The sequence below is a fragment of the Variovorax sp. JS1663 genome, from assembly GCF_002157355.1.
Classification (GTDB): domain Bacteria; phylum Pseudomonadota; class Gammaproteobacteria; order Burkholderiales; family Burkholderiaceae_C; genus Variovorax.
Window position 1 is genome coordinate 40,436 of the sequence record NZ_LYMK01000002.1, and the last position, 23,265, is coordinate 63,700.

Annotated in this window: 18 protein-coding genes; 10 read left to right on the plus strand and 8 right to left on the minus strand. The window is 65.2% G+C overall.

Translation table 11 applies throughout. From position 1 onward, the window contains the following. Window positions 1-36: 36 nt before the first annotated feature. The 7 genes from A8M77_RS02425 to pdxR form a co-directional block, all read right to left on the minus strand. The gene (locus tag A8M77_RS02425; protein ID WP_086919958.1) at window positions 37-621 is read right to left on the minus strand and encodes a GspH/FimT family pseudopilin; all 585 of its coding nucleotides are present in this window, start codon (window positions 619-621) and stop codon (window positions 37-39) included. Beyond that, complete coding sequence (locus A8M77_RS02430; protein WP_086919959.1) at window positions 618-1,112, minus strand: type IV pilin protein; 495 nt, start codon at window positions 1,110-1,112, stop codon at window positions 618-620. The genes A8M77_RS02425 and A8M77_RS02430 overlap by 4 nt, the downstream gene beginning before the upstream one ends. Beyond that, window positions 1,109-5,977: a pilus assembly protein gene (locus A8M77_RS02435; RefSeq protein ID WP_086919960.1), complete on the minus strand. Its 4,869-nt coding sequence runs from the start codon at window positions 5,975-5,977 to the stop codon at window positions 1,109-1,111. The genes A8M77_RS02430 and A8M77_RS02435 overlap by 4 nt, the downstream gene beginning before the upstream one ends. Before the next feature lie 20 nt (window positions 5,978-5,997). Further along, window positions 5,998-6,606 carry a pilus assembly PilX family protein gene (locus tag A8M77_RS02440; RefSeq protein WP_443270122.1) on the minus strand — a complete coding sequence of 203 codons (609 nt, stop codon included), beginning with the start codon at window positions 6,604-6,606 and terminating at the stop codon, window positions 5,998-6,000. Window positions 6,607-6,623: 17 nt separating this feature from the next. After that, complete coding sequence (locus A8M77_RS02445; RefSeq protein WP_086919962.1) at window positions 6,624-7,610, minus strand: PilW family protein; 987 nt, start codon at window positions 7,608-7,610, stop codon at window positions 6,624-6,626. A 53-nt stretch (window positions 7,611-7,663) separates the two neighbouring features. Next, window positions 7,664-8,257 (minus strand): type IV pilus modification protein PilV, encoded by a 594-nt coding sequence (gene pilV, locus A8M77_RS02450; RefSeq protein WP_086919963.1) that lies wholly within the window; start codon window positions 8,255-8,257, stop codon window positions 7,664-7,666. Between the two features lie 267 nt (window positions 8,258-8,524). Continuing rightward, the gene (pdxR, locus tag A8M77_RS02455; RefSeq protein ID WP_238136681.1) at window positions 8,525-9,982 is read right to left on the minus strand and encodes a MocR-like pyridoxine biosynthesis transcription factor PdxR; all 1,458 of its coding nucleotides are present in this window, start codon (window positions 9,980-9,982) and stop codon (window positions 8,525-8,527) included. Window positions 9,983-10,116: 134 nt separating this feature from the next. Here pdxR and gabT point away from each other — a divergent pair, with 134 nt between their 5' ends. From gabT to A8M77_RS02500, 9 genes are all read left to right on the plus strand, one after another. Then, the gene (gabT, locus tag A8M77_RS02460; protein ID WP_086919965.1) at window positions 10,117-11,418 is read left to right on the plus strand and encodes a 4-aminobutyrate--2-oxoglutarate transaminase; all 1,302 of its coding nucleotides are present in this window, start codon (window positions 10,117-10,119) and stop codon (window positions 11,416-11,418) included. Between the two features lie 19 nt (window positions 11,419-11,437). Next, window positions 11,438-12,901: an NAD-dependent succinate-semialdehyde dehydrogenase gene (locus tag A8M77_RS02465; RefSeq protein WP_086919966.1), complete on the plus strand. Its 1,464-nt coding sequence runs from the start codon at window positions 11,438-11,440 to the stop codon at window positions 12,899-12,901. Then, window positions 12,898-13,791 carry a carbon-nitrogen hydrolase family protein gene (locus tag A8M77_RS02470; protein WP_086919967.1) on the plus strand — a complete coding sequence of 298 codons (894 nt, stop codon included), beginning with the start codon at window positions 12,898-12,900 and terminating at the stop codon, window positions 13,789-13,791. The genes A8M77_RS02465 and A8M77_RS02470 overlap by 4 nt, the downstream gene beginning before the upstream one ends. A 146-nt stretch (window positions 13,792-13,937) precedes the next feature. Continuing rightward, entirely contained in the window at window positions 13,938-16,757 is a 2,820-nt protein-coding gene (locus tag A8M77_RS02475; RefSeq protein ID WP_238136682.1) for an aminotransferase class I/II-fold pyridoxal phosphate-dependent enzyme, read from the plus strand. Then, complete coding sequence (locus tag A8M77_RS02480) at window positions 16,754-18,211, plus strand: biotin carboxylase (RefSeq protein WP_086919968.1); 1,458 nt, start codon at window positions 16,754-16,756, stop codon at window positions 18,209-18,211. The genes A8M77_RS02475 and A8M77_RS02480 overlap by 4 nt, the downstream gene beginning before the upstream one ends. A gap of 17 nt (window positions 18,212-18,228) precedes the next feature. Further along, window positions 18,229-19,281: a C45 family autoproteolytic acyltransferase/hydolase gene (locus tag A8M77_RS02485; RefSeq protein ID WP_086919969.1), complete on the plus strand. Its 1,053-nt coding sequence runs from the start codon at window positions 18,229-18,231 to the stop codon at window positions 19,279-19,281. Window positions 19,282-19,320: 39 nt separating this feature from the next. Then, window positions 19,321-20,646, plus strand: coding sequence for a dicarboxylate/amino acid:cation symporter (locus A8M77_RS02490; RefSeq protein WP_086919970.1), 1,326 nt, complete (start codon window positions 19,321-19,323; stop codon window positions 20,644-20,646). Between the two features lie 12 nt (window positions 20,647-20,658). Next, entirely contained in the window at window positions 20,659-21,576 is a 918-nt protein-coding gene (locus A8M77_RS02495) for an amino acid ABC transporter substrate-binding protein (protein ID WP_086919971.1), read from the plus strand. Between the two features lie 150 nt (window positions 21,577-21,726). Continuing rightward, window positions 21,727-21,993 (plus strand): hypothetical protein, encoded by a 267-nt coding sequence (locus tag A8M77_RS02500; RefSeq protein WP_086919972.1) that lies wholly within the window; start codon window positions 21,727-21,729, stop codon window positions 21,991-21,993. Between the two features lie 13 nt (window positions 21,994-22,006). Here A8M77_RS02500 and A8M77_RS02505 read toward each other — a convergent pair whose 3' ends face one another. Continuing rightward, entirely contained in the window at window positions 22,007-22,384 is a 378-nt protein-coding gene (locus A8M77_RS02505) for a helicase SNF2 (RefSeq protein WP_086919973.1), read from the minus strand. A gap of 368 nt (window positions 22,385-22,752) precedes the next feature. Here A8M77_RS02505 and A8M77_RS02510 point away from each other — a divergent pair, with 368 nt between their 5' ends. Continuing rightward, complete coding sequence (locus A8M77_RS02510; RefSeq protein ID WP_086919974.1) at window positions 22,753-23,232, plus strand: rhodanese-like domain-containing protein; 480 nt, start codon at window positions 22,753-22,755, stop codon at window positions 23,230-23,232. Window positions 23,233-23,265: the final 33 nt, after the last annotated feature.

Genomic DNA, 23,265 nt, shown 5'->3' on the forward strand with positions numbered 1-23,265 from the left:
AGCCATGGTCGAGGCGAGCGTAACCAGGACGGGCCACTACTCGGTCGCGGTGGTGACGCAAGTCGTGTCCGTTGCTGGCTTGCAAACACGCACCCGGCCCGTGACGGCAATCACGATCAGCCGGGTCTGCTCCTTGAGCGCGGCGTCTGCAAGATCGCTGCGCTGAATGGAAAGGGTCACAGATCGAAAGGCCGCCGTGCCTACCGTTTGGCTGTAGCCTGACGCGTCGAACATCAGGTAGTCTGTGGCGCTTCCATCCCCCGATTGCGCGCTGGCGGAGAAGTAGCTCTGCAAGGCGCCTTGCTTGAGGATCGTGACATCTTTCGATTCGTCGTATCTGCGATCGCGATCGACATCGACGAACACCGTCCATCCCGTGCCCCAGTCACTGCCGCTCGCCGGGACGATCAGCGCGCTCATGCTGCGCTTCATGGCTTCACCGCGTGCAGCGTTGATTGCGGCCACCAGGGTGTTGGTGGCAGAGGTGAGCTCCGAGTTGCGCTGGAAGGTGACAAAGCTGGGCACGCCGATCATCAGAAGAATCACGGCGATGGCGATGGCAACCAGAAGCTCGATCAGCGTGAATCCGCTGGCGCCTGCATGGGGACGGCGCTTGTTCATGGCCAGCAAAGCTTGAACTTGGAATCTGTCGCTGCGATGTCGCAGCCTTTCACGCTGGTGCTCGTCAGGCTCAGGGCACCGACCACGGGATCGCCAATCGTCGGGGTGGCGACCAGCGCCACGCAGTCCCTGATCGCAAATGTGCCTCCGCCTGGCTTGGCGCACGTGGTTGCGCTCAGCCAGTAGGGCGGTGCAGTCGAGCTATCGCCTGCAAAGACTTTGAAGACCGTGCTTGCGTTGGCCGGGTTCGTGGTCCCGGAAGCGTTGCTGAATGCGAGGTACGTGTTGTTCTGTGTCATGTAGCGTTCCTGCTGCTGCAGGAGTTCCATGAGGGCAGTGCGCGCCTGGGCACGCCTGCCCTTGCGCACCGAATCCGTGTAGGCCGGGTAGGCGATCGCCGCAAGCAACGCGACCACCGCCACCACGATCATGAGCTCGATCAGCGTGAAGCCGCGCGACGGTTGTTGCTTGGAAAAGCCAGATCTCTTCATGGTGCTGCCGCGTGTTTCAAGTCTTGATAGTTGCTGATCTGACGCCAGCTGAGGCGGCCTGTGTAGATCGAAGTGACCTGAGTCGATGTTGACGACAGTCCATCGCTACCCAAGTCGACGACTGTCTTGCTTTCTTTTCGCACGCGACGGCCAGTGGTGTTGCTGATAGTTTCCGTTGCGGCGCTCTCCAACTCAATCATCAACGGTTGACCAAGGAAACCCACAGTCGACGTTCGGAAGCTGCCGTCGCCCGTGTCGACGTTCAAGCGGTACTGTCGTCCGCTGCCCGCCGTGACATTGCAGACCGCCGCGTTGGTACTTCCCGGGATGAGGCTGGCGAAGATCAACGTATCGCCTGCCAGCGCTGCGCTGCTGATCTGGCGCTCGCCGACGGTTGCGGCATAGTCGATGTACCAGCCCGAGCGTCGCGTGGTGTCGTCATCGCTGGTCGCGCGTCCCCAGACAAAGGGGTCGACGCCCACGATTCCGCTATTGGTGTCGATCGTGCCGCTTTTCAATCGACCTCTTCCGCTGATCACGCTGGCACCGGCGGAGCTGTCGAAAGTGGCCACCCCGCTGTCCAGCACTGTGTAGAACGAATTCTTTGCTGTCGATCCGCGATCGCTCGCCTCGAGGTATTTGCCTGTGCCGAAGGCCACGTAGGAGCTGATGGACGATTCGCCGGCCACCAAGATCGGTGCCATGCTGATGGGCTGGCGATTTCCGTCGGCATCCTTGGCGATGAAGAGCGGCGCCGGCTCGCTTCCCTTGTAGAAGGCCGAGAGATGTGCGATGTCCCACTCGGTAGACGGCCGTGCGCGAAAATCCAGCTTCCACAAGTTGCCGTGGAGATCGCCAGCAAAGATTTGGGTGGTCACGCGATCGGAGTCCACGACTTCGCGGAGGTTGAGGACCCCTGGAGCGATGCTGGCTGCCAATGTCGTGTCGACGGGCAACGAGATCTTGTAGTAGTTGCTTCCCAGGGTCCACGCCGTTCCTGCCGGCTTGGCCAGATCGAGCAAGAACAAAGTGGGCTTGCCCGTCGAGCTGAATGCGCCTGCGCTGTCCCGCAGATAGTTGTTCACACCGCCGGCAACGGCTGCAAACCATTTGTAAGTGGGCGTGGGTTCGTTCGCCGCATTGGTACGCAATTTCACGATGCGCGGCTGGCCGACCACGAAGCCGAGATCGGCGTCATCCGTGGAGGTGAATTCCCACAGCGCGTCGGAAGCCGTGAACGTGGCCGGATTGGTGACGTTCAGCGCGAAAACGCCACGCCCGCCGGCACCCGTGCCGGACACCAATACCGTCTTCCAGTCCTCCTTCGTGCCGCTGGTGCCGAGCTGTGCCTCTGCCACCATGGACGGACCATCGACGAAGCTCTGATGACTGTCCAGATAGAGAGGATCGGTGAGCTGCGAAAGCTTAGGGCCCATCCAGCTCGGGATGTATGCGAACAGTTCGTCGCCGGTGTCGGCCTTGAAGGCGTGGAGCATGCCGTCGTTGGCACCCACATAGACGGCAGCTTGCCGGCCCTTGTATTCGTTCAGGAACTCAGCGTAGCTGGTGGATTGGATGGCGCTGGAAGGCGCGCCGACGTGAACGACGTTTGAGTTGACGATGTCACCGAGCAACTTGCCATCGCGGCGCCGGAACAGACCGCGTTCTTGTTCTTGTGACCTGTCGCCGCGTAAATAGGCCAGGCGGCTTTGCCCGAGCCCATCGGCCACCGCGGTCGGCGAAAGCTTGTTCAATGCGCTTTGCAAGGTCGAGGGAATGGCATCCCATGCGAAGTTGGTGGCAACGGGGTTTGTGGTGGCCCCCCCGCTGCCGATCACGATGTTGCGGGATGCGTTTGGATTGGACAGGGCCGCCAGGCGCGCGCTCGCAGACCAGAGCGGGGTGGAGCCGATGGTTGCGCCCGTGGCTGTTCCGGTCAACGTGATGGCCACGACGTCACCGGTCCAGTTCGAAGTGTCGAACGCGCCTTGGTAGATCGTCGTCGTGGCGCCTTGCGCGACGGAAGTCGATTGGGCGGCGCCACCGGCAATGCTGCGCGCGGACGAGGCGGCGCGATTGAAGAGGGTGTCGAAGGCAGTCAACACACCGCGCGCATTGTTCTGCATGAAGTAGGCGGCGGCTTCGCCCGGACGGGATGGATCCTGCCAGACGTTGTTGTCAACGGTTCCGTCCTCGCGCTGGAAGGGGTTGCCGAACCTGTTGAAGGCAGGGCCGTTCGCAGGCTCGGTTTCGAAGCCAGCGTATTTGGCGGTCATGAAGAACTGATTTCTGTATCGCCGCAGGGATTCGATGTTCTGATCGCCAAATTCGTTGACGTCGAAGGTGAATGTCTTGACTCGCAGTCCCGGGCGCTGCTTTGTCGGCGCGTCCGTCCAGCCTGTACCGCGGATGTCGTGCGTGTGGGCCCAATAGGCCCATCCGATCATGGCGTTCGAAGGTGCCAACAGGTTGGAGGGATTCGGATTGCTTGTGGCTCGCCCGACGCCTTGGCCATCGGTGTAGTCGCGGCTGACAAGATTTCGCTCAAACGCGAGGGCTGTGAGCCGCCACAGGGATAAGTCGGGAATGTTCTTTGTGACATCGGGACTCGGATAGCGGTTGCTGCCTTCTTGCACGTTGACATCACCGACGACCACGATATTGCTTTTCAGACAGCCATATTGACCGTCCGCCGGCCGGCCGTCGCCGTAAGGGTCTGACCATGTGGTGTGGACCGGGAAGCCGTCGTACATCGCGGGCGTCAAGTTGCTGACCGCGTCGTCGCTTGGCTGCAGGCCTTGCAGGTACCGCAATGTTTCGTAGTACATCTCGCTGACGGGGTCGTAGACCTTGTAGCGACCGGGCACCGGGCCGATGCGCCCGAATTTGTTGAGGTAGTTGATCACGCCTGAAATGGCGGGGTTCTGGGAGGTGTCGCCATCCGGATTGGCCGTGAAGACACCGGTGGACATGTCCCATTCGGCCTTTGGGTTCCCGCCTGCCGGCGTGTTGTCCGCACCATAGATGTCGAACGTCTTGCCGCCGACATACTTCATCGGCACGCGCAGCACACCTCCATAGCGTCCACCGGGGTTGTAGCTTGCTGTCTGATCCATCAGATAGCCAAATGCGGCAAGCCGCATGCGGTTGCCGTACTTCTGGATCACACCGTTCGGCTTGTAGTTTCCATTGGGATACTTGGTGCAGAAGTCGTAGTCGCGCACTTCGAGAAGGTTGCCCGCACTGTCCTTCTGGCACACCTGCACGCGCGCGTAGAAGAAGCCGTCGCTGTTGAGCGAATCGGCGCGGGTATAGCAGGACTTATGGACGCCAACCAAAGGATCGCCAAAGGTGAGGTACGTGCAAGTCGTGCCCCCGCTCACAACTGCGACCTTCCAGCTGTCGTTGGCGCCGTACCAGACCTCCCGCACGCCGGTGAAGCTGCATGCATTGCTTTCGGCTGCGCATAAGGTGGCATCGGTGGGGAGGGACTGAGATCGGGATTCGATCGGGCCGATGGAGGACGTCATTGGCGAGTTCCCGAAGGCGCGGATATAGCAGGACTTATGGACGCCAACCAAAGGATCGCCAAAGGTGACGTACGTGCACGTCGTGCCCTCGCTCACAAGTGCGACCTTCCAGCTGTTGTTGGCGCCGTACCACACCTCCCGTACGCCGGTGAAGCTGCATGCATTGCTTTCAGCCGCGCACAAGGTGGCATCGGTGGGAAGGGACTGAGACCGGGATTCGATCGGGCCGATGAGGGACGGTCCGGAATAGGCGCGGGTATAGCAGGACTTATGGACGCCCCCCAAAGGATCGCCAAAGGTGAGGTACGTGCAAGTCGTGCCCTCACTCACAACTGCGACGTTCCAGCTGTTGTTGGCGCCGTACCAGACCTCCCGTACGCCGGTGAAGCTGCATGCATTGCTTTCAGCTGCGCATAAGGTGGCATCGGTGGGGAGGGACTGAGATCGGGATTCGATCGGGGTCCGGCCGATGGAGGACGTCATTGGCAAGCCACCGAGGGCGTAGCCGCTGGGGGCGATGCAGTTCCCACCCCACGACGTGCCGAAATAGATCCGGTTGAGTGTGTTGCCGACATAGATGTCGTTTGAGCCTGCAGCCGTCGCCATGATCGCCGGTACCGCGCCCCAGTAGGGCTTGCCGCTGGTCCCACCGGCACGCGCCAGGACCTTCCCGGGAAAGTTCTGCGAATTCCACATGCAAGTCGGGTCTCCATTGGGGATGATGGCTCGCTGTAGGATGGTCTGATCCGGCGTGTCGATGTAGCGGTCGCCGCCCGACAGGGCGATGCGCATCATGTCGATGGCGGAACTTGACGCCCAGTTGAGAAAGTTGCCACTGAATGCATTGGCATTGACGTCCGAGCATGTTCGATCGATGGCCGAGCCCACGCGGTCGAATCGCTTGTAGTCCGCGCGGGTCAGACCCGTTGCCGGCGACTCGGTCGGTGTGTCGTTGTAGGCATAACAGCCGTTGGCGTCGAAGTAGCCGAGGTATTCCTTCAGGTTGCTGTAGCTGTCGTCCACGGCATTGCGCGGCTCTTTGATGTGCAACGCGCCGACCGTCGGGAACTCCACCGACAAGGCCAGGGCCAGCGTCGGCTTGTCGCCGGCCGTGCTGGCGTAGAGGGGATCGCTCGACAGGCTCACAGGCTTGAACTCGGGTGGCGTGGGAGCCCCCACTTGGGCGATGGCGGCGATGGTCAATGCCAAGATCGGAGCGATCATCAACGCCGATGCGCGCCGTGAAATCGGCCATGGCCGCAAGCGTGTCCTGTTGCGTGGCACTTGAGTCGCCGGATGCGCGCAGGATTTCTGTGGTTGCTTGTCGTTGTTCATGAAACTGATCGACACTTGTTTCAGTTGCGGTAGACCGTTTGTGTCACGGCTTGGATGTCTTCACGAGGTCCGAAGCCCATGGCCGTGATGCGATAGATGAGCTTGGTGCAGGGGTCAGACCGGTCGCGCTGGCGTGCCGTGTCGCACAACGCCTCGATGATGTAGCGTGGCTTGAGTGCGGGCTGCGGACCTGCCGTGCCGGCGGCAAAGGATCTGCCTGTGAACTCGCCAAGCTGCGCGACCGTATTGGCGTCGGTGAAATCCACAGCGAGCCAGGTCGGCTTTCCGCTCGTCGAGACCGCGCAAAGGCCCTTGCGCTCGCCGCTGCCGCAGCTCGCGGCGAAAGCCCCGAGGTTCGATGAGCCGGTAAAGGTGGAAAGGCGGTTCGACGCCGCACTGTTGGGGCCATGGATATCGAACTCTGCGTCCATCAGTGCGGCTTCGGATGCTTGCCAAGCGATCTGCATGTCGCGGTCGTTGCGGGACCCGCGCTCGGCCATCGAGGCAATCTGCGCTGCACTCACACCGAGGATCGAGACGATCACAAGGATGAGCAGAGCCATGATCAGGGATGCACCGCTCTGGTAGTTCGTTGTCGCGTGTGGCCGTGGAAAGCGGCTGGACGCCACCGGGAGTGATGCGGTGGTCATGGTGCGTACCCCAGCCCTTGGTCGTTTCTCAGGTGAATCGTGAAGGTCAGCGACTGTCTGAGCCGCCCGTCGGCTGGTGCGGAGAACGTGCTGTTTGTGTCGGCAGCCGATGCAAAAGCACTGCCCTTTGCGGCGGTTGCGGAAGACTGGCTCGCTCCGAAGGGATAGAAAGTCTGCGTCTCGACGGTCTGGCTGGAACCGGCTGCGCCGCGCAGCACCAGTCCAACACGGATGCTACGCACCCGACGCCAGTTGGCATTGGTTCCCGCCGCGTCGCCGGCAACGACCAATTCATCGGCGCGTAGATAGGCCTTCGCGACGTCGGGTGCCGATGCGCCAGAAGCCGGCGCCGTTCCGGGGGTGACGCCATCCACGCCATAGAGCAGCTGGAACTGTTCAACACCCTGTATCAATGGAACAGTCGTGAAGCCACCCGACACATTCTGATAGGTACACATCAGCGTCGGCTCGTCTTGACGGACATCGACATGGAAGATGCTGACCATGCGAGTGTCACGTGCGTCGGGGCTGGCCGGATCCGGTACGCTCAAAACGGGGTTACCTGCGCAGTCGATCATCGATTTGTCGGAGGTGAGATCGGCCGACTGAGAGCGGAGTTGGCTGGCCTGATAGCGCAGAATCAGGACGTCGCTGCCGTAGCCAGCAACGCTGGAATTGCGGGAGCTCCAAGCAGTGAGCGGATTGCTCGCATCCAGCGCAGCATTGTTGAAGCCGCTGACATCAGGCGGAGGATCTGTACTTGGAGGAGTCTTTCGGGTGCCGGAGGCGAAGCTCACGTCCCGGTAGCCCGCCTGGATGCTCACGCGCTGGATCAGCTCAGCGGCGAAACGGCCGTTGTCGCGCAACTGTGATGCAGCGTCCACGGCGGTGAATCCGCGGCGAGTGACTGTCAGTGCAGCGACCGTCGCCAGTACGACCAGCATACCCACAATCATGGCGACGAGAAGTTCGACGAGGGTCATGCCTCGAACCAGGCGAGAACGACGGGCGAACGGCAAGCCTCTTGGCGTAAGCATCAGATGCTGCTCCCCGGCGTGACGAAGAGGACGACCGATGGGCGCGACGCCTCGTCGAGCGAGGCGCTGGCCGATCTGGTAGAGCCGCGGGTCCAGCCGATCTTCACAATGATGGGCGCGGCCGTCGTACCGGTGCAAGCCCATCTAGGCAGATTGCTGCTGTCATAGGGCGCGGCGTCCGTGCAGATGGTGACTCGGGCACCGGGCAGTTCAGCATCGACGCGCGCAAGCCAGTCTGTCAGCTGCGACGCGGCGACATCGGAGGACGTGGCGCAGCTGTTGCCGACGCCAAGACAGTACCCGGCTGCCGCTGGGGCCAGCGGACTGGTGATGAAGCTGCCCAGATAAGGATTGTTGGTTGACAACAGTGCGATGTCTTTGTTGCCTCGCATCATTTCGGTGAGTTCCCGCGCCAGACCGACAGCAATCGACTGCAGCCTTGCATCGCGATTGGCTTGCAGCGAAGCAGCCTGAAGACCCGCCATGCCGAGCAGGCCGAAGGAGAGAATCACGATGGCGACGAGCACCTCGACCATTGAGAAGCCCGCTTGGCGCGGATGAGCGGCCTGTCCGGGATGAATGGGAGATCTCATGCGCGAACTCTCCGTAGCGTGTCTAGGTAGCGTTCGATGCTAGGTAACACGCCATCACAGCACCGGCCCGTTGGTCGCGCTTGGCAACCGCGCATCTTTGCAATCGCGCGGAAAGTTGTTGTCGCAGAACAATTGGCGACAATGTCGTTGGGGCGCCAGGAAGTGGTGGCAGTCTTCTTCACTTGCCGCGTAGCGGCCGCCCATTCGGGCGGGCGCTTACGGCCGTCATCCGTTCATGCGGGTGCCGGCGGCGCGGACCGCGCCGGCTCAAAGATGGCGCCGCAGCACGGTCGCCAGCGTGGCAAAGCTCGACTCGATTTCCTTCTCGTGCACCGTGCCGTATCCGAGCAGCAAGCCGTTGGTCGCGGCCGATTTCCTCATGTAGTACATCGACAGCGGCCGCGTCGTGACACCAGCGAGCTGGGCGTCGCGAGCGACGCTCTCGTCGCTCACATGCTGCGGCAGTTCGAGCACCACGTGCAGGCCCGCTGCGCCGCCGAGCACCTGAAGGTCAGCGCCGAACTGCTTGCGTATGGCGTGGATCAAGGCATCGTGGCGCGCGCTGTAGACCGTGCGCATGCGGCGGATGTGGGTGGCATAGTGCCCCTCGGCCATGAACCGCGCCAGCACCGCCTGCTGCATGGTGTGCCCTTCACGGAACAGCTCGTTGAGCGATCGCGCGAAGCCTTCCACCAGGTCCGGTGGCAGCACGGCGTAGGCCACGCGCAGCGAAGGGAAAAGCGTCTTGGAGAAGGTGCCGAGGTAGATCACGCGACTGTGCTCGTCGAGTCCCTGCAGGGCCGGGAGGGGCCGCGTTCCATAGCGGAACTCGCTGTCGTAGTCGTCCTCCACCACCCAGCTGCCGTGCATCGCCGCATAGTCGAGCAACTGGCGCCGCCGGCGGTGGCTCATCAGCGCGCCAACGGGGTACTGGTGCGCGGGTGACACGAACATCAGGCGCGGAGGTCTTCGCAGTTGCTGCGGCGTCGGAGCAAGGCCTTCGCCGTCCACGCCTATCGGCAGCAACCTGAGGCCCATGGCGCGGAAAACGCTGCGTGCGCCCCAATAGCCCGGGTCCTCCAGCCATGCCGTGTCGCCGGGATCGGCGAGCAGCTGTGCGATCAAGAGCAGCGATTGCTGCGTTCCGCTGGTGATGACGACTTGCTCCGCCGTGCACGCCACGCCGCGCGTGCCCTGCAGATACTCGGCCACGGCCTGGCGCAGTCCGGCGTCACCGGCGCCGGTGGCGTACGTCAACTGCGCGGGCGCGGCATACCGCCACACGCGGCTCTGCAGACTGTTCCAGATCCGCACCGGAAACATGCGCACCTCCGGCACGCCTGGCGTGAAGGCGCCCCACTGCAAGCGCGCCGCTCCGGCGTGCTCGATCAGCGCCCTGCCGCGCTGCGAGAGCGGCTCGTCGCGGTTGGATGCAGGCGTCCTGGCCGCCTTGACCGTGCGCAGCCCGAGGTGGGTGACATAGGTGCCGCGTCCCACGCCCGCTTCCACGTAGCCTTCCAGTGCGAGCTGCTCATAGACGTGCACGACCGTGTTGCGCGCGATGCCAAGCGCCTGCGCCAGCACCCGCGTCGGCGGCAGCTTCAGTCCGGCCGACAGCTCGGAATGCCGGATGCCGGTCTGCAGGATGCGGTAGAGCTGCAGATGGTCGTACTCGCTGGTCTGGCGGTCGAACTGGCGAAGCACGAAGTCGGGCAGGGCTTGCATTTCATGCTGGGCTTGGCCAATCATTGGTTCCATGCCAAGTAGACTACTTGGTTCTGTTTCTGGGATCAATACTTGCGTAGACTGGCACCCTCCGAAGCTATTGCAGGCTCTCGAAGATCTTGCACGAACGCGCCATGAGCCATGTCACAGAAGCTCCCTTCGCCACTGCCAGACAGGGCGATGCCGGCATCGATGCGCGCCGCGCTGCCGCGACGCCACGCGGTGTCGCCATCGGCTTCCCCTTCTATGCCGAGCGGGCGCGCAACGCCGAGCTGTGGGACGTGGAAGGGCGGCGCTACATCGATTTCGGCTCCGGCATCGCGGTGCTCAACACCGGCCATGGCCATCCGCGCGTGATGGAAGCGGTGCGCGCCCAGCTGGAGCGTTTCACCCACACCGCCTACCAGGTCGTGCCCTACGAGAGCGCGGTTGCGCTGGCCGAGCGCCTGAACCGCATCACCCCCGGCAGCCATCCCAAGAAGACCGCCTTCTTCACCACCGGCGCGGAGGCCGTGGAGAACGCGATCAAGATCGCGCGCTGCGCCACGCGCCGCCCCGGCGTGATCGCGCTCAGCGGCGCCTTCCACGGCCGCACCTTCATGGGCATGGCGCTCACCGGCAAGGTGGCGCCGTACAAGAGCGGCTTCGGCCCCTTCCCGGGCAGCATCTACCATGTGCCGGCGCCGGTGGCCCTGCACGGCGTGTCGGTGGACGACTCGCTGGGCGCGATCGACCGGTTGTTCAAGGCCGACATCGATGCGGAGCAGGTCGCGGCCATCATCCTGGAGCCGGTGCAGGGCGAGGGCGGCTTCTACGTGCAGCCGCCGCAGTTCATGCGCGCGGTGCGCGAGATCTGCGAGCGCCACGGCATCCTGATGATTGCCGACGAGATCCAGACCGGCTTCGGCCGCACCGGCAGCCTGTTCGCGATGGACCACTACGGCGTGGTGCCCGACCTGATGACGGTGGCCAAGAGCCTGGCCGGCGGCCTGCCGTTGTCGGGGGTGGTCGGGCGCGCCGAGATCATGGACGCGCCGGCGCCCGGGGGATTGGGCGGCACCTACGCTGCTAACCCGCTGGCCGTCGCCGCGGCGCACGCGGTGCTGGACGTGATCGAGGACGAGCAGCTCGCGCCGCGCGCCGAGCGCCTGGGCCAGCGCCTGAGGGCCCGGCTGGAGGCCCTGCGCGCCAAGGTGCCGCAGATCGCCGACGTGCGCGGTCTCGGCGCCATGGTGGCGGTGGAGTTCGCCGGCAAGGACGGCAAGCCCGACCCCGAATTCACCAAGCGGGTGCAGCAGCGCGCACGCGATGCGGGCCTGCTGCTGCTGACCTGCGGCGTGTACGCCAACGTGATCCGCTTCCTGTTCCCGCTGACCATCGAGGACGCCGTGCTCGAAGAGGGCCTCGACATCCTGGCCCAGGCGATGCAAGCTTGAGACACGAGGCATTTTCCAGATGACTTTGAAACTGAAAGACCTCACCCTCCTGCGCCAGCAGGCCTTCGTGGCAGGCGAATGGATCAACGCCGACGACGGCGCTACCGTGGCCGTGCACAACCCCGCCACCGGCGAGCAGATCGGCACGGTGCCGATGTGCGGCGCCCAAGAGACGAAGCGTGCCATCGCCGCGGCCGAGACCGCGCAGCGCGACTGGGCGAAGCGCCCCGCCAAGGAGCGCACCGCCATCCTGCGCAAGCTCAACGATCTGATGCTGGCGAACCAGGACGACCTGGCGCTCATCATGACCACCGAGCAGGGCAAGCCCTTGGCCGAGAGCAAGGGCGAGATCGCCTATGCGGCTTCCTTCATCGACTGGTTCGCCGATGAGGCGCGGCGCGTCTACGGCGACACCATTCCCGCGCCCCTGGCCGACCGCCGCATCCTCGCGCTCAAGCAGCCGATCGGTGTCACCGCGGCGATCACGCCCTGGAACTTCCCGACCGCCATGCTCACCCGCAAGGCCGGTCCCGCGCTGGCCGCGGGCTGCTCGATGGTGGTGAAGCCGGCCACGCAGACGCCGTACTCGGCGCTGGCCTTCGCCTTGCTGGCCGAACGCGCCGGCCTGCCGAAAGGTCTGCTGTCGGTGCTCACGGGCTCGGCCTCGAAGATCGGCGGCGAGATGACGGCCAGCCCGATCGTCCGCAAGCTCACCTTCACCGGCTCCACGGAGGTCGGCCGCATGCTGATGAAGCAGTCGGCCGACACCATCAAGAAGCTCTCGCTCGAGCTGGGTGGCAACGCGCCATTCATCGTGTTCGACGATGCCGACCTCGACGCCGCGGTCGAGGGGGCGATGATTTCCAAGTACCGCAACACCGGCCAGACCTGTGTCTGCGCCAACCGGATCTACGTGCAGAAGGGCGTGCTGGCCGCATTCACCGACAAGCTGGTGGCACGGGTGCAGGCCCTCAAGGTGGGCAACGGCGTGGAGCCCGGCGTCACGCAGGGGCCGCTGATCGACGACAAGGCTGTGGCCAAGATCGAGGAGCACGTGGCCGATGCGGTGGCCAAGGGCGGCAAGGTGCTGACCGGCGGCAAGCGCCATGCGCTGGGCGGCCTCTTCTACGAGCCCACCGTGGTGGCCGGCGCCACCCCCGACATGCTGGTCGCGCATGAAGAAACCTTCGGCCCCCTCGCACCCATCTTCGCCTTCGACACCGAGGCCGATGCCATCGCGCTGGCCAACGACACCGAGTTCGGCCTGGCCTCGTACTTCTACAGCCGCGACATCGGCCGCATCATGCGCGTGGCCGAGCAGCTCGAATCGGGCATGGTGGGCGTCAACACCGGCCTGATCTCCACCGCCGAGGCGCCCTTCGGCGGTGTCAAGCAGTCCGGCCTGGGACGCGAGGGCTCGAAGTACGGGCTCGACGAGTTCCTCGAGATCAAGTACGTTTGCCTGGCGGGGCTGGACAAATGAGCGTCGCCTTCGCGCCGGGAAGTGCCAGCGCCACCTTCGGAGTGGCTGGCGTGCAGATGGACGTCTCGGCCTTCGAGAGCAACGTGGAGCGCATGGGCAACTACCTGCGCCACATCCGCACGCGCTTCCCCTGGGTGCGGATGGTGCTGTTCTCCGAGCTGGCCGCGCTGGGCCCCAAGCACGACAAGGCCGAGCCCCTGCCCGGACCGACCGAGGCGCGCCTGGCCGAACTGGCGCGCGAGACCGGCCTGTGGCTCATCCCCGGCTCCTTGTTCGAGAAGGTCGATGGCCCGGCCGGCCCGGTGGTCTACAACACCACGCCGGTGATCAACCCGCAGGGCGAGGTGATCGCGCGTTTCCGCAAGCTCTTCCCGTTCCGCCCCTACGAGCGCGACGTGGCGGGCGGCACGGAGTTCTGCGTTTTCGACGTACCGGGCGCCGGGCGCTTCGGTGTCTCCATCTGCTACGACATGTGGTTTCCGGAGACCACCCGGACGCTGGCGGCCATGGGCGCGGAGGTGATCCTGCACCCGACCATGACCGACACCATCGACCGCGACGTCGAGCTGGCCATCGCACGCGCCTCGGCCGTGACCAACCAGCTCTATTTCTTCGACGTCAACGGCGTGGGAGACGGCGGGGTGGGGCGCTCCATCATCTGCGACCCCTCGGGCTACGTGCTGCACCAGGCCGGCGGCGGCGCCGAGATCATGGCCATCGACGTGGACTTCGCGCGCGTGCGCCGCGAGCGCGAACGGGGCCTGCGCAGCAACCTGGGGCAGCCGCTGAAGAGCTTCCGCGACCGCGACTGCGATTTCGGCGTCTACCGCAGGGACGCCGATGCCTATCCCTACCTGCAGACACTGGGGCCGCTGATGAAGCCCGACTGATTTTTTCTTTTTCCTGCCGTCACGGATCACAACAACGGGCCGGCGCAATCGAGGGGCCGGTCCAGAGGAGACAAAGCATGAAGCCAGGAAGCGCATCCGAAAAGAATGGCCGAGCCTCTTTGAGCCGGCATCGCAGTGTGTGGGAAATGCGGGCCGACGGCTGGATCAGCCTGGTCGACGACCTGAGCCGGCTGGCGATCCTCCCGGTGGACCACCCGGAGCGCGAGCGGCGCCTGGCACACGTGCGCGCCATCGTCGAGCAGCTCGCGCCGGTGGAGAGCTATTGGGCGTTCCCGGGCGGGCGGGTGTTCGGCGAGCTGGCCCACTGGATCGAGCGCGACGAGCTGGCCCGTGCCCACCAGGCGGCGCGGCGCATCCACCGCGTGCTGGCCGCGCGCACCTACCGCCACGACGTCAACACCCTGGACGGCGACAACGAGCTGCCCTCGCAGATCGAGACCGACAGCGAGCGCGCCGCACAGCTGGCGCGCCCCTACTTCGAGGTACTGATCGTCGACGAGATGTCCGCCAGCGAGGAGGACGCCCTGCGCCGCCGCGTGCAGCGCAAGCGCAGCGCTGACGACGACTTCATCTTCGACGTGGTGGTGGTGCCCAGCTTCGAGGACGCGCTGATCGCCACCCTGGTCAACTTCAACCTGCAGGCGGTGGTGATCCGCCACGGCTTCCCGTTCCGATCGGTCAACCACAACGACATGCTGCGGCGCTTCCTCGACGGCCTGGACGAGGGCATCGAGAAGATGGCCGAGTTCGAACGCGGGCCGCTGCTGGGCCGGCAGATCGCGCAGATCCGCCCCGAGCTGGACCTGTACCTGGTGACCGACGTCAACGTCGAGGCCATCGCCGCGCAGGTCGGCGAGGTCTTCAAGCGCATCTTCTTCGGCGAGGAAGACCACATCGAGCTCTACAGCTCGATCATGAAGGGGGTGGGGGAGCGGCACCGCACGCCCTTCTTCCATGCCCTGCGCGACTATGCCAAGCAGCCTACCGGCGTGTTCCACGCGCTGCCGCTGGCGCGCGGCAAGTCGATCATGAACTCCAACTGGATCGGCGACCTGGCGCAGTTCTACGGCATGAACCTGTTCATGGCCGAGACCTCTGCCACCTCGGGCGGCCTGGATTCGCTGCTCGATCCGGTCGGCCCGCTCAAGACGGCGCAGGAGTACGCCGCCCGCGCTTTCGGCGCGCGGCGCACCTACTTCGCGACCAACGGCACCTCCACCTGCAACAAGATCGTGGTGCAGGCCCTGGTGCGGCCCGACGACATCGTGCTGGTGGACCGCAACTGCCACAAGTCGCACCACTACGGCCTGGTGCTGGCGGGTGCGCAGGTGGCCTACCTCGACTCCTATCCGCTGGACCAGTACTCCATGTACGGCGCGGTGCCGATCCGCCACATCAAGCAGACCCTGCTGGACTTCCGCCGCGCCGGCACGCTGGACCGGGTGCGCATGGTGCTGCTGACCAACTGCACCTTCGACGGCATCGTCTACGACGTCGAGCGGGTGATGATGGAATGCCTGGCCATCAAGCCCGACCTGGTGTTCCTGTGGGACGAGGCGTGGTTCGCCTTTGCGCGCTGCCACCCGATCTACCGCCAGCGCACCGGCATGGCCAGCGCGGCCAAGTTGTGCGAGATGTTCAAGGACCCGGCCTATGCCGAGCGCCACGCGGCCTTCAGCAACGGCATCGACTGGAACGACGAGGCGCAGCTGCTCGACACGCGCCTCCTGCCCGACCCGGCGAAGGCGCGCATCCGCGTGTACGCCACGCATTCGACGCACAAGACGCTCACGGCGCTGCGGCAAGGCTCGATGATCCACGTGTGGGACCAGGACTTCAAGGACAAGGCCGAGGAAGCCTTCCACGAGGCCTACATGACGCACACCTCCACCTCGCCCAACTACCAGATCCTGGCCTCGCTCGACGTCGGGCGCAGGCAGGTGGAGCTGGAGGGCTACGAGCTGATCCAGCGGCAGCTGGAGCTCGCGATGAGCCTGCGCGAGCAGGTGCTGCACCATCCGCTGCTCAAGCGCTACTTCCGCTTCCTGCGGGTGAGCGACGTGATCCCCCTCGAGTACCGCGAATCGGGCGTCGAGTCCTACTACAACGACGAGAGCGGCTGGAACAACCTCGAGGCGGCCTGGCGCACCGACGAGTTTGCGCTCGACCCCACCCGCGCCACGCTGACCATCGGCGCCACCGGCATGGATGGCGACACCTTCAAGAACAAGGAGTTGATGGACAAGTACGGCATCCAGATCAACAAGACCTCGCGCAACACGGTGCTGTTCATGACGAACATCGGCAGCACTCGCTCTGCCATCGCCTATCTGCTCGAGGTGCTGGTCAAGATCGCACGTGATGTCGAAGCCCGCATCGCGGACATGAGTTCGATCGAGCGCCGCATCCATGAGAAGCGCGTGAAGTCGCTGACGCTGGAGCAACCGCCGCTGCCGGATTTCTCGAGCTTCCACTTCGCCTTCCGCGGCCGCAGCGTGGAGGGGCGCTCGGGCACGCGCGACGGCGACATCCGCAGCGCATTCTTCCTCTCCTACGACGACGCCAACTGCGAGTACATCGACATGAAAGAGGCTGCGCTCGCCATCCAGTCCGGGCGCGACCTGGTGTCGGCGCTGTTCGTCATTCCCTATCCGCCGGGTTTCCCGATCCTGGTGCCGGGGCAGGTGATCAGCGCCGAGATCCTGCAGTTCATGGCCGCGCTGGACGTGCGCGAGATCCACGGCTTCCGGCCCGAGCTGGGCTTCCGCATCTTCAACGACGCCGCGCTCTCGCGTGCTGCCCAGGGCACCGCCGCGCGCGCCGCGCTCGCGCTCTCCGGCCGGGCCGCGCAGCCGCAGGAGAAGGACGACGAGATCAAGGCCGCCTCGGCCACGACCCCGGCCGAGGCGACCCGAGCCAGTTCCACAACGAGGAGCGAAGAATGACGACCAAGGTCCAGAGCATTGCCGATCTGCTGCTGATGTTCCACCGCAACGAGCGGCCGATCTACTTCATCAGCGCGACCAACTTCAACCTGCTGGGCATGGACCGCTGGGTCAACCGCTTCCGCTACATCAACTACATCGACTGCTTCGACGGGCGACATCCCAACGTGTTCGTGCCCACCGAGTCGCCGCACGAGGAGTTCCAGTCCATCGAGGACATCAACAACTACCTGCTGCAGCACAAGGAGGTGATCGACCTGATCGAGCGCCGCGGCGGCAAACCCGTCGCCACCTTCCTGATGTTCGACGAGAAGACGGAGGAACTGGCCAAGGAGCTGGGCATGGAGGTGTGGTTCCCGCCGGCCAAGCTGCGCACCCGCTGCGACAACAAGATGGAGACCGTGCGCATCGGCAACAAGGCCGGTGTGTTCTCGGTGCCCAATGCGCTGGAGAAGGTCGACAGCTTCGAGCACCTGATGCAGATCGCCGAGCGCAACGGGCTCGGCCGCGACCTGGTGGTGCAATCGGCCTTCGGCGACTCGGGCCACACCACCTTCTTCATCGCCTCGGAAGACGATTTCAACAAACACAAGGACGAAATCGTCAACGACCCCGAGGTCAAGATCATGAAGCGCATCAACTGCCGCGGAGCGACGCTGGAGGCCTGCGCCACGCAGTCGGGCACGCTGGTCGGGCCGCTCCTGACCGAGGTCGTGGGTGCCAAGGAGCTGACGCCCTACAAGGGCGGCTGGAGCGGCAACGAGGTCTTCCCCGGCGCCTTCTCGGAAGAGGTGCGGGCCAAGGCGCGCGACATGGCCGAGCGTTTCGGAAACCAGCTGCTGTCGGAGGGCTACCGCGGCTACTTCGATCTCGACTTCCTGATCGACCAGGACAACGGCGAGGTCTATCTGGGCGAACTCAATCCCCGCATCTGCGGCGCCAGCCCGATGACCAACCACGCCGCCTTCGCCTACGCGGACGCGCCGCTCTTCCTCTTCCACCTGCTCGAGTTCTCGGGCGTGCCCTTCGACCTGAACGTGCGCGAGATCAACGAGCGTTGGGCGCAGCCGCACTTCATCGACTCCTGGTCGCAGGTGGTGCTCAAGTTCACCGACGACAAGGTGGACCAGGTCACGCACGCGCCAGCCACCGGCATCTACCGCATGAGCGAGGACGGCAGCGTGGGCTACCAGCGCTTCGACTACGACCGACGCGCCATCGACAGCGAGCGCGAGGCCTTCTTCCTGCGCATCACCGGCCCGGGCGACTACCGCTACGAGGGCGCCGACCTCGGCATCCTGATCACGCGCGGCCGCTCGATGGACGACAACTTCAAGCTGAACATCCGCGCGCGCGACTGGATCCGCGGCATCAAGAACTACTACGCGGGCAAGCCCATCGTGACCACGCAGCACGAGGCGGCGCCGGCGCCGGGCTCTTTCAAGATCCTCTGAACCCCACGGCCGTCGCCATGGTGATCCAGATCGGCTTCGAGACCCTGGTCGAGGACCAGCCGGGCACGCGCTGGCAGGCGCTGTTCGCCCGCCTGTGGCCCGGCTATCGCGCCTGGTTCCTGCGCGGCGGGGCAGTGGCGCGGCCGAGCTACCTGGAGAGCCGGCGCGCCCTGCGCCAGCACATGCCCGAGCTGGTGCCGACCTGGCAGCGCCTGGTCGAGTTGGCTGGCGGCGGCGACGTGGAGGCGCGCTTCCTGTCGCTGTGGTGCCCGCCGCCCTACATCGTCGGCTGCTCGCAGGCCGTGTGGCTGGACCCGGCGGGCCGCGAGGAGCCCGCGCTGCTGCGCAACTACGACTTCGCGCCGGCCCTGCTCGAAGGCAGCTGGCTGGCCACGCGCTGGCACGGCCAGCGGGTCGCGGCCATGGGCGACTGCATCTGGGGCGCGCTCGACGGCCAGAACGAGGCCGGCGTGGCCGCCTCGCTGTCCTTCGGCGGCAGCACCGTCTCGGGCACCGGCTTCGGCATTCCGCTGGTGCTGCGCTATCTGCTCGAAGTGGCGCAGAGCACGGCCGAGGCGGTGGCCCTGCTGCAGCGGGTGCCGGTCAGCATGGCCTACAGCATCACGGTGCTGGACCGGAATGCCGACTGGGCCACCGTGTTCGTCGGCCCCGACCGCCCGGCCGAGGTGACGCGCCGCCGGGTTGTGACGAATTTCCAGCACCACGTCGAGTGGCCCGAGCATGCACGCGCCACCCATGCGACCGAGCGGCTGGACTGCCTTCAGCGCCAGGTGGAAAGCCCCGGCTCGCTGGAGGACGCGATCGCCGCGCTGCTGCTACCTCCGCTCTACCAGCAGGCTTACCTGCGCGGCTACGGCACGCTCTACGGCGTGGCCTACCGCCCGGCCAGCGGACGCATGGAACTGCTGTGGCCGGGCCAGCGCTGGCCGCAGACCGTCGAAGCCTTCGCCGAAGGCCGTCGCGAGATCGTTTACACGCCCGGGCCCGACGCGCCCGCCGGCCCAGACGATGCCGCCGTCGCGCAGATGCTGACCGAATCCCGGAGTTGAGAAGATGTTCAGGTGCCCATGTTTTAGAAAGGACGTTCCATGAACAGCAGTCCCGCCCAGAAGAAAGGCCTCCCACCCGCGGCCTGGATCATGATCGCGATGGTGATCGGCATCGTGATCGGCTACATGATCTTCATCAATTTCCCCGACAAGAAGAGCGCCACCCAGATCGCCGGCTACATCTCCATCATCTCCGACGTGTTCCTGCGGCTGATCAAGATGCTGATCGGCCCGCTGGTGTTCTCCACGCTGGTGGTGGGCATCGCGCACATGGGCGACGCGGCCTCGGTAGGGCGCGTCTTCGGCAAGGCCCTGGGCTGGTTCGTCACCGCTTCGCTGGTGTCGCTGGTGCTCGGCCTGGTGATGGCCAACCTGCTGCAGCCCGGCCACAACCTGGGCCTGCCGCTGCCCGACATCGGTGCCTCGGCCAACCTGGCGACCTCGAAGTTCACGCTGAAGGATTTCGTCAGCCACCTGGTGCCCAAGAGCTTCGCCGAGGCCATGGCCAACAACGAGATCCTGCAGATCGTGGTGTTCTCCATGTTCTTCGGCGTCGCGCTGGCGTCGCTGGGTGACAAGGCCAAGACGCTGGTCAACGCGATCGACGAGCTCTCGCACGCCATGCTCAAGATCACCGGCTACGTCATGAAGCTGGCCCCGCTGGCCGTGATGGCCGCCATGGCCGCCACCGTGGCCGTCAACGGCCTGGAGATCCTGCTGAAGTTCGCCGTCTTCATGGGCGACTTCTACCTGGGCCTCTTCGTGCTGTGGGGCTTCCTCATCCTCGCGGGCTTCCTCTTCCTCGGGCCGCGCATCATCAAGCTGCTGGTGCTGATCAAGGAGGCCTTCCTCCTGTCCTTCGCCACCGCCAGCTCGGAGGCGGCCTATCCGAAGATCCTGGACGCGCTGGACCGCTTCGGCGTCAAGCGCAAGATCTCCAGCTTCGTCATGCCCATGGGCTACTCCTTCAACCTGGACGGCTCCATGATGTACTGCACCTTCGCGGTGCTCTTCATCGCGCAGGCCTACGACATCCACCTGTCGCTCGGCACCCAGGTCACGATGCTGTTGATCCTGATGCTCACCTCCAAGGGCATGGCCGGCGTGCCGCGCGCCTCGCTGGTGGTGATCGCGGCCACGCTCAACCAGTTCAACATCCCCGAGGCCGGGCTGCTGCTGATCCTGGGCGTGGACACCTTCCTCGACATGGGCCGCTCCGCCACCAACGCGGTGGGCAACTCCATCGCCACCGCGGTGGTCGCCAAGTGGGAGGGCGAGCTGCTCTCGGAGAGCGAGGCGGCCGCCAACGAGAAGGTGCTGGACGCGGAGAGCGCGGCCAGCCTGGCCCACCCGGTGCATGCCTGACAAGGTACGGCCATGAAAGCCTTGCGACTGCTGCTGGCCGCGGCCCTGCTGGCGGGCACGTCGGCCTGGTCCCAGACCGAGCCCGCGCCGGCCGCGCCCGCCGCGCTCAGCGGCACGCTGGCCAAGGTTCGGGACTCGGGCGCGGTCGTGATCGGCTACCGCGAATCGTCGGTGCCCTTCTCGTACCTCTCGCCGCGCAACGAACCCATCGGCTACTCCATCGAGCTGTGCAAGCTGCTGGTCGCCGCGATGGAGGAGGCGGTGCACAAGAGCTTGGAAATCAAGTGGGCGCCGGTCACTTCCGAGTCGCGCATCGATGCGGTCGAGAAGGGGCAGGTGGACATCGAGTGCGGCTCCACCACGAGCAATCTGGAGCGCCAGAAGCGCGTGGCCTTCTCGCCCACCATCTTCGTCTCCGGCACCAAGCTGCTGGTGAAGAAGGGCTCGCCGATCCGCGACTTCAAGGACCTGGCTGGCCGCAAGGTGGCCGTCACCCGCGGCACCACCAACGAGAAGACCATGCAGGAGCTTTCGCAGAAGTTCAAGCTCAACCTGCAGCTGCTGGTGCAGCGCGACCATGCGGAGTCCTTTGCGCAGGTGGTCAGCGGCAATGCCGAGGCCTTCGCCACCGACGACGTGCTCCTCTACGGCCTGATCGCGCAGAACAAGGGCAAGGTGCCGGGCGACTACCTGGTGGTCGGCGACTTCCTCTCCTACGACCCCTACGGGATCATGTACCGCAAGGGCGACCCCGATATGGCGCGCGTGGTCAACGACAGCTTCAACGCGATGGCCCAGGACGGCGAGATCGAGCGTCAGTACAAGCGCTGGTTCCTGCGCCGGCTGCCGTTGTCGTCCACCAGCATCGACCTGCCCATGAGTCCGCAGCTCGAAACCATCATCCAGACCATGGGGGTGAAGGCGGAATAGACCGTTTGGTAGATCCTTCTTGCGACAGTTTTCGTTAAAAACTGAGAACTAATGCGTGACATTGTGTTCACAAGAGCGCTTGCACCTACAGCGCCACACGGTGGTCTGAAGCTACAAAGAGTTCCTGTTGGCTTCGCGAAGGAGGATCCGATGTTCAGCTTTTTCCAGCCCAACCGAAACGGCCACCTGCGCCGCGTGATGACCCTGCTCGAGGAGGCGCAGCTGGCGCGCATCGAGCACCAGGCCGCCGCGGAGCACCACGGCGCGCTGGCGCGCATGTATGGCGAGCGGGCGAAGCGCCTGGAGCGCGAGCTCTATGGCTCGGCACAGATGCAGTTGGCGGATCCGAAGGACGAGAAGGCGGTGCTCTACGCGCTGGATGCCCGCCAGCGACTCGAGTCGCAGGTCAAGGCCTGAAGCCGGTGCGTCCCTACAGCGGGAGCTGGTCGCCTCGGGCCGCGGCGCGCGCTGCGGCGCGAACGCTGGCACGATCGACCGAACCGCTCAGCACCCGGCTCACGCCTTGCCCGTAGCCTTCCGCATAGGGATTGGCGCTGTGCGCAGCCGCGACGGCGTCGGAGCGGACCGCGGCGCGGGCCAGGGTGCTCGACAGCACGGGCGCCACGCGCGAGGACGCGCCCTCGGCATAGGGGTTCTCGCTGCGGGCGGCAGCGACGGCCTGCGTCTTCACATCGGCGCGGCTGGTGGCCGACGAGATCGAATGCACGCCGTCATAGGTTTCGGCCTGTGCGCCGGCGGCAGCGAGCAGCGAGAGCGCGGCGGCGGCGATGAACTTCGAGGTCTTCATGTCGTTTCCTTCAAGGGGTTGATTCACTGGGTTTCGGCGAAGGTCGATGCCGTTGCGCCTGGGATGAATTAAAGAAGGCGCTTGTATCGACGGTATGTCGAGCGGGGGCCGTTTTGCATTCGCGTGTGTTCGCGCGCGCCGCGGGATACGGTGGCATACAAAGCCGCGCACAGGGCTCGCGCTCGCGCCCTGTATTGCCCTCGTAATCCATGCGAAACATGCCGGCGGTGCGCGGTCGGGGAGCGCCATAGCTGAGATGGTTCTTAGAAATCCACTTTTCCTTCGTTGGGAATCGGGGCCCCGCCTCCTACATTGATGGTCATCGCCACCAGCCAAGGGGCGAACCGCATCAGAAGGAGTCGAGCACGATGTCGTTGGAAGTCGAGGAAGTCGCATTGCCCGAGGTGCTGCAGACGGCCCACGCCGAGGCCGAGGCGCAGGGATGGTCCTATTCGGGCGGGGTGAGCCCGCAGGCCGCCTGGGCGTTGGTCGAGGCCGGGCAGGCAGTGCTGGTCGACGTGCGCTCGGGCGAGGAGCGCAAGTTCGTCGGCCATGTGCCGCAGAGCCTGCACGTGCCCTGGGCCACCGGCACCGCGCTCACGCGCAATCCGCGCTTCGAGCGCGAGCTGGAGGCCCGGCTCGCCAAGGAAGGCGGCAAGCAGGCCGTGGCGCTGCTGCTGTGCCGCAGCGGCAAGCGCTCGAAGCTGGCCGCCGAGGCCGCGGCCAGGGCCGGCTTCGCGCATGTCTTCAACGTGCTCGAAGGCTTCGAGGGCGAGATCGACGCGCAGCAGCACCGTGGCGGCGCGGACGGCTGGCGCTTCCGCGGGCTGCCCTGGGTGCAGGACTGAGGTCCGCCCGCGCGCAAGAACAACAGAAAACAC

Excerpts from the sequence above, each read along its gene's own strand:
- A8M77_RS02495 (WP_086919971.1), top strand. The coding sequence starts at position 20,659 with ATGAAAGCCTTGCGACTGCTGCTGGCCGCGGCCCTGCTGGCGGGCACG.
- A8M77_RS02505 (WP_086919973.1), bottom strand. The coding sequence starts at position 22,384 with ATGAAGACCTCGAAGTTCATCGCCGCCGCCGCGCTCTCGCTGCTCGCT.
- A8M77_RS02435 (WP_086919960.1), bottom strand. The coding sequence starts at position 5,977 with ATGAACAACGACAAGCAACCACAGAAATCCTGCGCGCATCCGGCGACT.
- A8M77_RS02430 (WP_086919959.1), bottom strand. The coding sequence starts at position 1,112 with ATGAAGAGATCTGGCTTTTCCAAGCAACAACCGTCGCGCGGCTTCACG.
- A8M77_RS02425 (WP_086919958.1), bottom strand. The coding sequence starts at position 621 with ATGAACAAGCGCCGTCCCCATGCAGGCGCCAGCGGATTCACGCTGATC.
- A8M77_RS02485 (WP_086919969.1), top strand. The coding sequence starts at position 18,229 with ATGGTGATCCAGATCGGCTTCGAGACCCTGGTCGAGGACCAGCCGGGC.
- A8M77_RS02500 (WP_086919972.1), top strand. The coding sequence starts at position 21,727 with ATGTTCAGCTTTTTCCAGCCCAACCGAAACGGCCACCTGCGCCGCGTG.
- A8M77_RS02510 (WP_086919974.1), top strand. The coding sequence starts at position 22,753 with ATGTCGTTGGAAGTCGAGGAAGTCGCATTGCCCGAGGTGCTGCAGACG.
- A8M77_RS02465 (WP_086919966.1), top strand. The coding sequence starts at position 11,438 with ATGACTTTGAAACTGAAAGACCTCACCCTCCTGCGCCAGCAGGCCTTC.
- pdxR (WP_238136681.1), bottom strand. The coding sequence starts at position 9,982 with ATGCAAGCCCTGCCCGACTTCGTGCTTCGCCAGTTCGACCGCCAGACC.
- pilV (WP_086919963.1), bottom strand. The coding sequence starts at position 8,257 with ATGAGATCTCCCATTCATCCCGGACAGGCCGCTCATCCGCGCCAAGCG.
- A8M77_RS02470 (WP_086919967.1), top strand. The coding sequence starts at position 12,898 with ATGAGCGTCGCCTTCGCGCCGGGAAGTGCCAGCGCCACCTTCGGAGTG.
- A8M77_RS02490 (WP_086919970.1), top strand. The coding sequence starts at position 19,321 with ATGAACAGCAGTCCCGCCCAGAAGAAAGGCCTCCCACCCGCGGCCTGG.
- A8M77_RS02445 (WP_086919962.1), bottom strand. The coding sequence starts at position 7,610 with ATGACCCTCGTCGAACTTCTCGTCGCCATGATTGTGGGTATGCTGGTC.
- A8M77_RS02480 (WP_086919968.1), top strand. The coding sequence starts at position 16,754 with ATGACGACCAAGGTCCAGAGCATTGCCGATCTGCTGCTGATGTTCCAC.
- gabT (WP_086919965.1), top strand. The coding sequence starts at position 10,117 with ATGAGCCATGTCACAGAAGCTCCCTTCGCCACTGCCAGACAGGGCGAT.
- A8M77_RS02475 (WP_238136682.1), top strand. The coding sequence starts at position 13,938 with ATGCGGGCCGACGGCTGGATCAGCCTGGTCGACGACCTGAGCCGGCTG.